At 42.2% G+C, this 14,066-nt stretch carries 8 protein-coding genes; 5 read left to right on the plus strand and 3 right to left on the minus strand.

Going from position 1 to position 14,066, the window contains the following annotated elements; translation table 11 throughout:
• Positions 1-10: 10 nt before the first annotated feature.
• Entirely contained in the window at positions 11-1,315 is a 1,305-nt protein-coding gene (locus P2W71_RS25000; RefSeq protein WP_276374151.1) for a M28 family peptidase, read from the minus strand.
• Between the two features lie 111 nt (positions 1,316-1,426).
• Here P2W71_RS25000 and P2W71_RS25005 point away from each other — a divergent pair, with 111 nt between their 5' ends.
• From P2W71_RS25005 to P2W71_RS25015, 3 genes are all read left to right on the plus strand, one after another.
• Positions 1,427-2,632 carry an outer membrane beta-barrel protein gene (locus P2W71_RS25005; RefSeq protein WP_276374152.1) on the plus strand — a complete coding sequence of 402 codons (1,206 nt, stop codon included), beginning with the start codon at positions 1,427-1,429 and terminating at the stop codon, positions 2,630-2,632.
• 79 nt (positions 2,633-2,711) lie between these two features.
• Complete coding sequence (locus P2W71_RS25010; RefSeq protein ID WP_276374153.1) at positions 2,712-3,092, plus strand: hypothetical protein; 381 nt, start codon at positions 2,712-2,714, stop codon at positions 3,090-3,092.
• A 45-nt stretch (positions 3,093-3,137) separates the two neighbouring features.
• Positions 3,138-3,641: a DinB family protein gene (locus tag P2W71_RS25015; RefSeq protein WP_276374154.1), complete on the plus strand. Its 504-nt coding sequence runs from the start codon at positions 3,138-3,140 to the stop codon at positions 3,639-3,641.
• Positions 3,642-3,819: 178 nt separating this feature from the next.
• Here P2W71_RS25015 and P2W71_RS25020 read toward each other — a convergent pair whose 3' ends face one another.
• Together P2W71_RS25020 and P2W71_RS25025 are read right to left on the minus strand one after the other, a co-directional pair.
• On the minus strand, positions 3,820-5,547 hold the full coding sequence (locus P2W71_RS25020) for a RagB/SusD family nutrient uptake outer membrane protein (protein ID WP_276374155.1): 1,728 nt from the start codon (positions 5,545-5,547) through the stop codon (positions 3,820-3,822).
• Between the two features lie 168 nt (positions 5,548-5,715).
• Positions 5,716-9,081, minus strand: a complete 3,366-nt coding sequence (locus P2W71_RS25025; protein WP_276374156.1) for a TonB-dependent receptor — start codon at positions 9,079-9,081, stop codon at positions 5,716-5,718.
• Positions 9,082-9,570: 489 nt separating this feature from the next.
• Between P2W71_RS25025 and P2W71_RS25030 the strand changes: the two genes are divergently transcribed.
• The gene (locus tag P2W71_RS25030) at positions 9,571-12,726 is read left to right on the plus strand and encodes a carboxypeptidase regulatory-like domain-containing protein (RefSeq protein ID WP_276374157.1); all 3,156 of its coding nucleotides are present in this window, start codon (positions 9,571-9,573) and stop codon (positions 12,724-12,726) included.
• A 22-nt stretch (positions 12,727-12,748) separates the two neighbouring features.
• A complete protein-coding gene (locus P2W71_RS25035) occupies positions 12,749-14,056 on the plus strand; it encodes an MBL fold metallo-hydrolase (protein WP_276374158.1) in 1,308 nt (435 codons plus the stop codon).
• The last annotated feature ends 10 nt before the right edge of the window (positions 14,057-14,066 follow it).

Genomic DNA, 14,066 nt, shown 5'->3' on the forward strand with positions numbered 1-14,066 from the left:
ATTTTACATCTTACAGCGTTTGAATAAATTTTACCAACAACGTGAAGTAATCTTCATATTCAGTCAACGGAAGTGTTTCGGGACGATCATAAATGTCGTGATATGCCTGAATGCCACCAAGCGTATAAATGAAGAAACATGGAACGCCCTTCGAATGAAACATACAGTGATCACTGTTACATGCCTCTCCGCGAATTTTTACTTGTTTAAGCAACATTCCCTCTTCATTCAGCTTTGAAATCTGGTCAAACTTCTGCTGATAAACTTTGCCATTTACGACCTGGATACCGTCGTCGCCTGTTCCGGCCAGATCAAAATTGATCAGGAACTTTATCTTCTTCAACGGGAAGACTGGATGCTCCGTGAAATATGTTGAACCAACAAGTCCGATTTCCTCTGCTGCAAATGCGATGAATACCATAGTGTACTTTGGCTTTTGAGCAGCATAATGTTTCACTAGGTTCAGCAACATGGAAACACCACTGGCATTATCGTTGGCGCCCGGAAACATGGTTTCTTTACCCATCATGCCGAGATGATCATAGTGTGCTGTGAAGACCAGTAGTGAATCTTTATTTGTTCCTTCGATGTAGCCGATTACATTTTGAGTCTGATGATTTTTTAAAAACTTGTTTTCCGCTGAGACTTCAATGGACTTAATCTCCTCAGTTGCACTTTCTAATTTTACCATAAAGCTTGGTGTAGAATATAATTCAGTCGAGCCACTCCACGTTAATTTATCGGTTGTCATAATGATTGTACCCTGCGCCGGATTCTCTTTACTGTATTTCAAAAAAGAAATAATCTCGTTCAATTGTTTTACCTGTTCCGAGTTGTATTTAGTTTTATCAAATGCTTCAACAATTATAAATTTCGAAGCAGCACTTTTCATTTTGGATATCCATACTTCATTTTTCAAAAGGTCATCCGCGTTAAAAGACACAACGCTGAATTTACCTGAGATACCAGGAGATCCCGGGTCAATCAAAAAGTCCTCACCAGGCTTTAGCTTCTTTCCGTTGATGAAGAGCGTCATCTCACCTGGAAAAGAATTTACGGGTGTCGTAAAATGCTGAAAGTACGTTTTAGAATATTTTTTTAGGCCGGCCTTTTCGAACTCAGTAGCTATATAGGCTGCTGCGCTTTTATCCCCATTTTCAACGTAGCCACGGCCTTTCATGGATTCATCGCAAAGGTTACGAATCACTTCCTTTGCGTATGTAAGATCCTGAGCGAGACACACCGTACTAAATAGGAAATTAGTCCAGAGGAGTAGAAAAACAAAGGTTTTTAATAGAAATGAAGTGCTAATCATAGGGTATTAAATTATACGATAACGTAATCTTTCCGGAAACTAAAAATATTATTTTGGAATCATAATGAATCCAAACAGTTGACCAAATATCTATCTTAAAATCCATACCAGATGTATCAAATTCGAATTATTGCGTTGTTCATCTTCTGCATTGTGTTGTTCCTCTATCAAACACCGTTGCTTGCGCAGGTCGATTATAGGCCAGGTTATATCATTAAAAATAATGGGGATTCAGTTAGCGGATATCTCCGTTACTATTCAGATAAGAAAAGTGTTGATCAATGTCTCTTTAAACAGACGCTAAAAAAAAATGGGGAAAAATATACGCCGACAGACTTAGATGCGTATGGTTTCCATCAAAATAAAAGATTTGAAACAATCCTTTTGAATTCCGACACCCTGGGTGATAAAAAGGTCTTCGCCAAGAGAATTGTAAAAGGACCGTTGAGCCTTCTGAAATACAATAAAACATTCCTAATACAAGTCGAGGGTCATAAAGGTACCGTTGTGTTGCCAATCCCTGTAGAGAAGACAGTACAAACTAAACAAGGATTGATGATACAAGATGATCGAAGATACATTGATATACTTAATTCATATCTCGACGGTACAAATTTATCAGCAAACCGGACAGGATACAACGAAAGTGCACTCACTGCATTGATCAATAATTTTAATAAGTTAAAAGGACATTCTCCCGCGGATAACCCAGTGCCGCTGACAAAATTCAACTACGAAATTTTTAGCGGCTACATGCGGTCCGACATGAAAATGGAAATAGGAAACAATACTATAAATTTTTCGCCTAGCGTGACAGTAATAGGAGGCTTAGGGCTAGATGTATCATCGCCAAGAATTTTTGATCGGCTTTCTTTGTCAATTCAAGGCTGGTATGTCAAAGCTTTTTACCAGGCATATTCAGAAAGTATGTACATAGTGGATTTTGTACGGGAAGATATCTTAATGGATTTTACGTATATAAAAATCCCTGTTGGTTTACGATATAATTTCTCAGGCCCGAACAATACACCTTACCTTAAATTCGGTTTTGCGCCGGCCTTCCTCTTAAGTTCCGAAGATCGTACCATAAATGAAATGGAATTCAATGGAACCATTAAGGTTGATAACTACAGAGATTATAGAATTAAAAATTCCCGAGGGCTATGGCTTGGGTTAGGTTACACCAAAACCATTCTCGGCAACATGAAAATATTTGCTGAGATAAGGGCAGAAAAAACGAATGGCTTTGTAGGAAATGCAATCCAGTCCGTATCCTCCAGCGTTAATTACAACTTCTTGCTCGGATGTCGATTTTAATTTCGATTCATAACCATTGACAGACTAATATTTCAGCACTGGTCAAAATCAAAAACTTACAACGTTAACACTACTATCCATGAAAAGAATAATCGTTTTCATCATTTCCGTTACCCTGTTCACAAACTGTACAAAAGAAGAAATTACGCCGAGGGATTATCCGAGAGTTAATACAGAAGCGATCACTGAGGTTACTGCCAACAGTATGAAATTCCGTGGAGACATTTTTTACGCCTCAGTAGAAATCATCGACCACGGATTTATCTGGACTGATACCGGTTTTCCCGATTTTAAGAATGGAAATAAAATTTCACTGGGACCCAAAACGGGTGTAGGTAAATTTGAAACTGCTGTTACAAATGCAACTTTGCAAACCGACAAAATCTATTCGTGTCGGGCCTATGCTCAATCAAAGGATTTTGTGGTTTACGGAAAAATTATTGAATTCAAAAAGCCGTAGGTTTGGAAGTTAAGTTTGCGGAACTTTATTATAAAATTCTTGCAAATGGAACTACCTGAAGTCTGGCTACGCGGCCCAATTGATAACATTCCGGCGTTACTACAACCTGTAGCCCATGCCATTGTACAATCTGCCGAAGAAGTTGAAAAACTCATGTATGGATTCCCAAATGAAAAACTATGGATGAGGCCCGCCGGCGTGGCGTCTGTAGGTTTTCATCTGCAACACCTTACCGGAGTTTTGGATCGGCTGTTTACCTACGCCCGGGGTGAATCATTGAATGATGAACAACTCCGATATCTTAAAACGGAGGGCACACCACCTAATCATGAATGCACTGTAAATGACTTAGTGCAACGCTTCAAAGATCAAATTACTGTCTCGCTTGAGAGACTGAAACACATTCCTGAAACTTCAATCTTAAGTCCTGTGAGCGTCGGACGCAAAAAATTACCTTCGACAGTACTGGGTCTTCTATTCCATGCCGCTGAACATACCCAACGGCATACAGGCCAACTGCTCGTAACGGTCAGGGTACTGACTGATTGACAAGCAAACTCCGGCTTTTCCCGCTGGCGATTTTTCATTTCAATCCTGATACGTATAAATCAAATTCATGGCCTGGTGTCTTTGCGCCCCTCGTCCTATTCGGCTACGGAGACTCAAAGCCACCAGGTCATGAAGAATTCAACTTCTGGTTGTTGATCCCTTCAACTGTGGGAACATATTAATAACCCGGATTTTGCACGAGTGTTGTGCTGCCATTCACCTGACTGTTCAAAATTTCCTGCAAGGGTATAGGGAAATATTCATGTTTACCTTCAACGAATTGAACGTTGTTTAGGTAAGGTCTCTTTGTTCCCTCAACTGCATAGTATTCATTGAGCGTCTGTGCAGCTATACCCCAACGGACCAAATCAAATCGGCGATGGCCTTCCATACCAAACTCCAGCCTTTGTTCGAACTGTACAGCTTTCCTTGCTTCATCCTGGTCAGTCCACGGGAGAGTATACTGATTTATAACATAGTTCGCTGCAGGTGTTCCATCTGGGTTCTTAACAAAACCGTCGGGATTAGCTGCTCTTGCACGGATTTGATTAACATAGCCGCGTGCAGCCTCCAGGTTGCTAAGTTCAACTTCAATTTCCGCAAGCCATAGCAACACGTGCGAATACCGTATCATCCTGTAATTATTCGCGTTCAATCTTGGATTGCCTGCAAATGTATTTGTTCCGACATCTGATCTATACATGACATGTTTCTTAGGTGAATAGGGACCACCATAGGCCTGGTCACGGATATAGGTTTTTCCGGGATGGATGCCCCAGTCGAGATATGGAATACCTCTGCGTCCAACTGTCCAATCCAGGCGGGGATCTAATGTTCCATTATATGTTGTAAATGGTTGGGTAGCTTCAACGCCTTGATCATTTGTGACATCAGAATCATTAAACGTATTTATCAAAGGCAAACCATCAGCACCTGTCTTAAATGCATTAACCAAATTCTGAGAAGGCTGGAAAAACCCGCAGCAGGTAGTAACACCACCGCCCCCATAAGGATAATTTAATGTTGATCCGATATTTCCATTCTCACCACCAGAAGCGCCATCATTAACAGAGTATTGAACTTCAAAAATTGATTCGCTATTATTATTGGTAACAGCTCTAAAATTATCATGATATCTGTCCATTAATTTAAACTGGAGACTCGCTACGATTTCTTCCAGCAACACTTTAGCGTCATCATATTTTTTCTGAAACAAATATGCTTTCGCAAGTGTAGCAGATGCAGCCCATTTCGAAGCGCGGCCAGGTTGTGTTTGCTTTGGAGGCAAAACATTATAAGCGGCTAGCAAATCTGCTTCTATCTTTGGCCATATATCTTCTGTGTTCGGAATTTTTGTGCTTTGCAAGTTATTCGGATCATAAATGGTTTCATCAATGTAAGGAACCATGTTGTACATTTTCTTTAACTCAAAATGGTAGTGTCCGCGTAAAAATTTTGCCTGTGCTTCAACTTGCGCTTTTTCTTCTGCCGACATATCAGTGACTTTTGGCAGTAATTGCAAAACGTCATTACAACGCGCAATCCCATCGTACATACCACGCCACTTTCCGCGGAAATAGATATTATCGGATGAAATATTTCCTTGCTCGATCAACGAGATTGGCGGCTGGTCTCCGGCGATTGTACCTTTATAGGCATCATCAGAGGCAACACTTCCATATACCCAGTTGTCGGCTCCAACCTGATAAGACCTATAAGCTCCCTCGGGAGTGGCCCAGCCATCTAATAACGCGTAAGCTCCCACCAGCAAAGCGTTTACACCCTTGCTGTTTTGCAATGCAGCACTGCTGAGCGCTGCTTTCGGAGCAACTTCCAGAAATGAATCTGAACATGACGTTGTCATTCCAACCAGAATGGCGACGCACATAATGACTATTTTTTTCATCTGTTTGAAAGGTTGAGGTGCTAAGGGCTGAAGCGCTGAAGTTTCCAAAAGTCTTAAATACGATGCGTCCTGAAAAGAAACTTGACTGCTGTTCCTCCTTGTATTATTATTTATGGATGTCATTGCCTTAAATTTTAAAATGTGGATCATAATAATAATTTTTCATTGTTAGAAGGATAGATTTAACCCTACCAGATATTGTTTTGCCGTAGGATAAGCTCCTCCATCAACACCAATTTGTCGATCGCCACCAGGCACATAGTTTGCATTCCCTGCAACCCTGTCATTACCCGCAACATGGCTTCTTAAATTAATTTCAGGATCCATACCACTGTAGTTTGTTACCGTTATAAGGTTTTGTCCTTGCAAATAAACACGCAAAGCGCTGAGTCCGATCTTGGAAACAAATGTTGTTGGAAATGTATAAGACAACTGAATATTTTTGAACCGGAAATATGAGCCCGATTCAAGGTAATATGTCGAAGGCAAAATGCTAACCTGGTCGCTAGACGTCAGCTGCGGCAAGACAGCATCTGTTTTTCCAGGGCGCCAGGAATCGTATAACATCCGCTTGCTTCGATTTCCTGCAAACGTAGGGAAGTCCGTCCAATACTTTACGTAATTGAATATCTCATTCCCATAAACGCCCTGTCCGAACAGTGTTAAACCAAATCCTTTGTAGTTTACATTGATGTTGATACCATATGTAAAATCCGGATGGGGATTACCGATAATGGATAGATCCCGTGTATTAATGACGCCATCAGGAACACCATTTGGTCCGCTGATGTCACGGAAAATAAATCGACCAGCTCTGTTTTGATTGGTACCTAAAAGATTTTGAGGAGCAGCCAAGGCTTCATCATCCGTTTGGAAAATCCCATCGATCGTATACCCGAAAAAAGACGAAATCGGATAATCTTGCTGGGTAACGACAAAGTTTTGAATCCGCTCATCATTGATACCAAAAAATTGTGTGTTTTTATCTCCCGTCGTCTTTGTTACAGTATTTCTGTATGTACTGAAATTTCCTTCGACGCTATAAGTGATCTCATTGCTCAGCGCCTGTCCGTAGTAGCTTAATGACAAATCAATTCCGCGATTTCTCATGGATGCTATGTTTTGGTAAGGAACTGAAGCAACGCCTGCGGTACCCGGTGCCTGAACCGGGAAAAGCATGTCGGAAGTAACGCGGGTGTACCAATCCAACGACATATCTACTTTACCATTCAGTAACGTGACATCCAACCCCACATTTGTGGACGTAGTGGTTTCCCATTTCGCATCCACATTTCCGAACTGTGTTAACTCATATCCAGGAACAGCAGACGTCCTCGAACCATTCAGATCATAGAATGAAGTGATGGGATTAGTTGAGAAGATTGTAAGTGGATTGTAATACCCAATTTCCTGGTTACCGGTTTGGCCCCATCCCACCCTAAGCTTACCGCGATCAAGCCATGTGCTCATACCTTCAGCAAAACTTTCTTCAGAAAAGACCCAGCCGCCACTGACGGCAGGAAAATAAGCCACGCGGTTCTGTTCAGAAAATCTGGAGGAGCGATCACGCCGTATCGTACCTTCCAACAAATATTTGTCGGATAAGCTATAATTTAACTTGGCGAACTCCGAAGTAAGCGCCCAATTGGAGCCACCACCATTATTCGTTTGAACGCCCGTACCACCACTCAAATAACGATTCTCAATATCATCAGAAGCGAAATTTGTTCGGGAGGCATCATAAGTCTCATAGTAATCTTTGATGGCTTCATTGCCGATCAGGAAATTAAACTTATGAATATCGTTCAACGTCGCAGTATATGTCAACGTATTGAACCACGTCCAGGTCCATTCATAGTTATTAATAGTCTGCAAGGAATTTGAACCTCTGGATTCTGCAGATTCAATATCGCGAATGGTGTAGTTTCTGAAATTAAACAACGTGTAATCAATACCGAAACTGGTCTTGGCTGTCAAATTTTTTAATAGATCTACTTCGGCATACGCATTTCCAAACAAGCGTACTTCTTTTTGTATGTTATCCTTGTTTCTCCACAAATCTGCTACAGGATTTCTGGAATTATCGAGGTCAGTTCCGCGGGTTCCACCAAACACTTGTCCTGACACATCATATACCGGTACGATCGGCTGAATCCGGAATGCAAAAGAAGTAGGATTGCTTTCCTGGCTATTACCATTCGGCTGATTAATGCGTTCGCCATAGCCGATCTGGAAATTTTCCCCTACCCGAATTCTCTTGTTAATGTTGAATTCCGTATTGGCTCGTAACGAGTACCGCTTAAAACCTGTATAAATCATGATGCCTTGCTGATCAAAATAATTTAATGACATCGCATACCTCCCGGCCTCGTTGCCACCCGACACACCGATCTGATGGTTTTGAATAGGTGCCGAATCAAAAATTTGGTCTAGCCAGTTCGTGCCAGTCTTATTGGCTTTTGTAATCATCCATTTAGTTTTGTTGAAATCCGGACCATCAATATTTGAACTGTAATTGGCGTAATTACCTTCGGCATCCTGGGCTACCCGCGGATCTCCCTCCATTGCGCCTGCTGGAAATATATAGTCTGGTATAACTGGCGTGGGACCGTTTCCAAACTGAGCGTGAACCGGGTTTCCATTATTTCCTACAGCGCCTGCATTAATGCGCGATTCCCATACCAACTGCGCATATTCTTCGGTATTCAATAAATCCAAAAATTTGCCGGGGCGCTGAGTACCAGCATACATATCGTAGGTGAATACCGGCTTTCCAGCTTTACCCTTTTTGGTTGTTACAATAACCACACCGTTACCTGCCCGCGATCCATAGATAGAGGCTGATGAAGCATCTTTCAATATCTGCATGGATTCGATATCGTTGAGATTTAGTGTATTCAGATTTCCTTTGGTAGGCACCCCGTCTATAACGTATAAGGGAGAATTATCATTGATGGTCCCAAATCCTCGAATGCGGACCATTACACCCCCACCGGGACTATTCTCATTACCGACGGTTACCCCCGCCACTTTACCTTGCATGGCCTGACCGAGATTGGTCGCAGGCGTTGTTAATAGCTGCTCAGCACTGATGGTCGAAACTGATCCGGTAATATCGCGTTTGGATTGGGTTCCATAACCAGTCACAACAATCTCCGACAAAGCAACAGCATCAGCAACCAACGTAACATCAATAACGGTTCTGTTATTTATGCTCACTTCCTGCGTTGCATAGCCGATGAAAGAAAACACCAGCACGCCGTTTTCATCTGGTACCGTTAATGTATACGCTCCGCTACCGTCAGAAGTTGTTCCGGTGGTCGTCCCCTTCAGAAGAATGTTCACACCAGGAATTGGTTGATTGGTTTCATCGGTAACTTTTCCGGTTATTGTTATATCCAGCTTTTCACCATTTGCTGGTGATGGCCGGGGATTGAGAGCGTGACCTGACAATGACCATAACGATAGCAGCAAGACGACAACGTAGCCGCTAAACGACGATGCTTTTAATAGCACACGTAATTGTTTTTTCATAATAAGAGGGTTAGTTTTTTTAACAATGAACACAAACACCGGTCATAATCCTGACCGCTTAGGAGACGAGGTGCAAATTATTGTAACCTTTTAATAAGGAATTCCATTGACAAGTTTGTCAATAGAATTAAGGGCAGATATACTTAGGTTTCCGAATAATATTAGCTGGGTGAAACCTCCATGATTAAAGTAAATTATTTATTGCAAAAAATGCTTATGCTTTCGTCTAATTTTTTTTTGGCGGCTCCAGCCACATACACACCGGTAGATTCTTCGTAAAATATAATTTGATTTAGTGTCCGTATTAAATTAAAGTGAACACCTGGTATTCCTCAAAAATTTTCTCTTGTTAAAAAATTATTTCTTTTTCCGCTTTTCTCTTCTACAAATTTTTTACAATGGTAACGCTTCCTTAACGACGGATGGATCATCTTTTCCATTCATTTGCATCACCATTTCTTATTAAAAAGAACTCAAACTATTAGCACTATGTTGAAAGTGTACGTCTATACTATTGTCGTTTTCATCGTAAGTCAGTTATCTTCAATCCAGCTTGCCATTGGACAGGGAACCGATGCTTCCATCTCCGGAACTGTCGCGGCTGAAGATAGTGAGCCGTTGCCAGGCGCCTCCGTAATTGCCCTGCATGAATCAACGGGATTTCAGGTAGGTACGGTTACAGATGTTCAGGGAAAATTTTATTTGAAGGATTTGCCGCTTGGTGGGCCATATGTGCTACAAATAACCTTTGTAGGATACCAGCCAGTCACGTTGCATGGATACACCTTAAATCTTGGAGACCATATTATTGTAGAGAGCGTGACTCTGAGTGGTGGTACAACGGTGCTGAAAGAAATCGAAGTCACAAGCAATGCGTTTTTAAATCGCAAAGACCGGCTGGGGAGTTCTTTAGCAATCACTGAAAGAGATATGCAAAAACTTCCGACCACGTCCAGGAATTACACAGAACTAGCCGCACTTTCACCACATACGAAGGGCGGATCAATTGCCGGCAACAAACCAGGTACACAAGGCTACCTCCTGGACGGTGTAACGAATAGACGTACCGTGTTTGGAGAACCGGTTGGCGGAGCCTTCCCCATTTCAATGGAAACCATTCGTGAATTCGAGATTGTTACCAACTCATATGATGTAACCAATGGACGCGGCTCGGGTGGTGTAGTGAAAGCGGTCACCAAGTCCGGAACAAACAATTTCCATGGAGCCGCCTGGAGCTATTACTCCGGCGACGTATTGACAGGAAATAAAGACATCAATGGCAATGAGATCAAGAGCGATTTTCGGGTCATTCAATATGGTGCCAGTATAAGCGGACCAATATGGCGTGACAAGCTTCACTTTTTTGCTTCCTATGACCGCTACGAAAATAAGTTCCCATTCCGTGCCTACGATTTCCAGTATGAAGGTACTACAAGAGAAGAAGCAGAAAAAAATCTAGGAATCACACAAGAGAATCTCCAGGAAGTCGTCTCCATTCTTGAAAATGATTACGGCGTTCCACGCGTGACACAGTTCGGAGAAATACAGGTAGCAAGAGTCACGAATAATTTCTTTGGCAAGCTTGATTGGAAGATCAATAAGATGAATACACTTACCCTTCGATATAATTTTCAAAACTTTGATGACCCTGCAAAATTAAAAAGCAACGGACTGTTGTCAACACAATACAAAGGATATGAGCGCGACCATAGCATTATGCTTGCCCTTAAATCCCAATTCAGCAACAAACTATACAACGATTTAAAAATTAGCTTCATGGATAACGAACGCCTTAACCAGCTAATTTATCCACGTACACCTGAAGGCTTTGTTGAAGTTGAATCAACTTTTTCAGACGGGACTACCAATAAACGAACAGTAAGTTTTGGAAATCAAAACTGGGTTCCGGAAACAATAGCATCTTCGTCTTATCAATTTATTAACAACACAACGTACCGGGCAGGCAAACACCTATTCACCTTTGGAACCGACAACATCATTACACAAATCAAAGATCAGTTGACACATCGTCAGCAAGGAGAGTTCCACTACAGAACTATCAATGACCTCCGGAATAATACGCCCTGGAGGTTTACACGGAAAATCCCAATCGGAAATGCCGGGGGTAAAGTTTTCCCAGAGATATATGAATTTGGATTGTACGCCCAAGTAGAAACTGATCTTACACCTCGGATTGGCCTAACAGCGGGCATTCGCTGGGATGCAACATACTTACCAAAGGCACCACGATACAATGCGTTACTGGATCAGGAACTAGGGATTAGAAATGATGTCAAACCATTCGACGGCAATAATATTCAACCTCGGTTTAATATTAACTGGGACGTCGACGGTGATGGAACCGATATTGTCAAGCTCGGGGCGGGGTGGTTTTCCTCTCAATTTACGACACAAGCATTCACCATGGCATACATAGACGACGGAATAAGCTTTAAAGAAGTGGATGTGCGTAATGCAGATGTACCAACTCCCAATTGGCCCGCGTACTATCAGGATTTTAACAATGTACCCGGAGAAGATTATCTTAATTCATTGAATCTGCCAACCCTTCCGGCATTCGTGATTGCATTGGATAAAAATCTGGAAACGCCGATGACGTTTAAGACTAACCTGAGCTACCACCGTTATTTGTCGAACTGGCTGCGCGTAGGTGCTGGCGTCTATTTTAATAATACAAGAAATAGTTTCATTTACCTGAATCAGAATTTAGTTCGGGAACCCGATTTCACATTGAGCAGTGAAGATGGCCGGGAAATATATGTCCCAGCAGCTACGTTGAACGGGAAAGACCGTGCCGACTATAATAATGCAAGGCGATCTCCTAACTTTACACAAGTTCTTCAGTTCACGAATGCCAACTGGAATGACACGTACATAGCCCTTACGTTAGAAGCATCGATGCAAATCAAAGATGGTATGTTAAATATTTCTTATACGCGCGCGCAGTCAAAGGGTGGTCCACAATATAATTCAGGCAACGCTACCGACAACATGGCTGTGGGCAGATCCTATTGGAATTACGGAAATTATGCAAAGAATTGGTACGATAACGAAGACATGAAACATAAGCTCGTAATCAGCGGTGTGTCACCTACATTTTATGGATTCAATGTAAGTACAACCTTTAGTCTATACCAATGGAACAGGTTTAGCGCTACGGTCAACCAGGACATCAATGGCGACGCAACTCGTAATGACCTCGCCTACATCTACGACCCCAATGATCCAGCCACGCCGGAAAACATTGCAACAGGAATGCGCGAATTATTGCAGACTACAAGTCCCGAGTTCAGGGAATACCTGGAAAAAAACATGGGTTCCTACGCAACCTGGAACGGGGGACTGATGCCGTGGCGTTCCAGCTGGAACCTGAGTCTTTCCAAAGAATTTAACACCTTTCGTGAGCAGAAGCTTGTGCTCCGTGCAGATCTGTTTAACGTCTTGAATTTGCTCAATCATAAATGGGGTGGTTATAAGGAAATTATCAACACGACATTGTACAACGTTACTGGCTTTAATTCTGCGACCAATAGCTTTACCTATTCCGTGAACCAGAACGCCGGTACGAAACGCAAAAACGGATCAACCTATAATATTCAATTTGGAATCAAATACATCTTCTAACAGTAACCATTGCAGGTACTCCATGACACGAGCCTTTTTTATATTCATCCTATTATTTATCAGCATATTTTGCGCGCAGGCACAAGAGGCAGGCAAGGCACTCCCCCTGTGGCAGGAAGGATATCTGGACATACATCATATCAATACAGGCCATGGCGACGCTGCTTTTTATATCTTCCCTGATGGCACAACGATGCTCGTAGACGCAGGTGAAATGGACCCAACTAGCGAAAGAGTAAATTCCCCTCGCAACGCAAAACTCCACCCCGATAACAGCAAACGTGCCCACGAATGGATCGCGGAATATATTAAACGTTTTTATCCAAAATCGGAAGGTTCAGGAATCGACTATGCGCTGATAACCCACTTTCATGACGATCACTTTGGAAGTTATTATGAAAATGCAAAACGATCGGCCGCGGGCAAATACTACCTATCTGGCATTACAGGAGTCGGAGACCATTTGAAGTTCACAAAACTGTTGGATCGAGGTTACCCCGATTACAACTATCCCATTGCATTAAAGAGTGATTCCATTCAAAAGAAATTGATGGCTAACTCATCGACCGCCGAAGGTTATCGCGCAATGCTTAATTATTGGAAGTTCATTGAGTTTCAATCCAAAACCAATGGAATGGTCACTGAACAATTTAAAGCCGGCACTAATAAACAAATTGTCTTAAAAATGAATCCTGGAAAATTTAAGACATTCCAGGTTCAAAACATAAAATCCAATGGAACCATTTGGACGGGAAAAGAAAATCAAACGCTAGAATATTTTCCACCGCTATCCAGCGGGCTATACGTTCCAGGAGAAAATCAACTTAGTCTTGCCCTGCGAATCGATTATGGTGACTTTCGCTATTACACTGGGGGGGATTGCCCCGGCGTCGCAGATCTCGGCGCACCAAGATGGAATGATGTTGAGAGCCCCATGTCTGTTGCTATAGGCGAAGTTGATGTTGCCGTGATGGACCACCATGGAAATAGAGATGCTCACAACGAATTCAACATCAAGACGCTTAAGCCAAGAGTGTGGATCCAGCAAACATGGTCATCCGATCATCCGGGGCATGAAGTCCTAAGACGCATAACATCAACGTTTCTCTATCCCGGCCCGCGCGATCTTTTTGCAACCAATATGCTGGAAGCCAATAAAAATGTAATCGGCCCGTTTCTCGAACGATCATATAAAAGCATGGACGGGCATATTGTAGTTCGAGTCATGCCGGGAGGCACCGAGTATTACGTAATCATTCTCAACGACGAAAATGAAAAAAATGAAATATGGTCTGTTCTTGGGCCTTACAAAAGCAAACTGAAAAAGTAAATCAACAGCC

Origin of the sequence: Chryseolinea sp. H1M3-3 (assembly GCF_029360725.1) — a bacterium.
GTDB lineage: Bacteria > Bacteroidota > Bacteroidia > Cytophagales > Cyclobacteriaceae > Chryseolinea.

What these genes read in the sequence shown, in the direction of transcription:
- P2W71_RS25035 (WP_276374158.1), top strand. Translation starts at nt 12,749, where the DNA reads ATGACACGAGCCTTTTTTATATTCATCCTATTATTTATCAGCATATTT.
- P2W71_RS25010 (WP_276374153.1), top strand. Translation starts at nt 2,712, where the DNA reads ATGAAAAGAATAATCGTTTTCATCATTTCCGTTACCCTGTTCACAAAC.
- P2W71_RS25025 (WP_276374156.1), bottom strand. Translation starts at nt 9,081, where the DNA reads ATGAAAAAACAATTACGTGTGCTATTAAAAGCATCGTCGTTTAGCGGC.
- P2W71_RS25005 (WP_276374152.1), top strand. Translation starts at nt 1,427, where the DNA reads ATGTATCAAATTCGAATTATTGCGTTGTTCATCTTCTGCATTGTGTTG.
- P2W71_RS25030 (WP_276374157.1), top strand. Translation starts at nt 9,571, where the DNA reads ATGTTGAAAGTGTACGTCTATACTATTGTCGTTTTCATCGTAAGTCAG.
- P2W71_RS25015 (WP_276374154.1), top strand. Translation starts at nt 3,138, where the DNA reads ATGGAACTACCTGAAGTCTGGCTACGCGGCCCAATTGATAACATTCCG.
- P2W71_RS25020 (WP_276374155.1), bottom strand. Translation starts at nt 5,547, where the DNA reads ATGAAAAAAATAGTCATTATGTGCGTCGCCATTCTGGTTGGAATGACA.
- P2W71_RS25000 (WP_276374151.1), bottom strand. Translation starts at nt 1,315, where the DNA reads ATGATTAGCACTTCATTTCTATTAAAAACCTTTGTTTTTCTACTCCTC.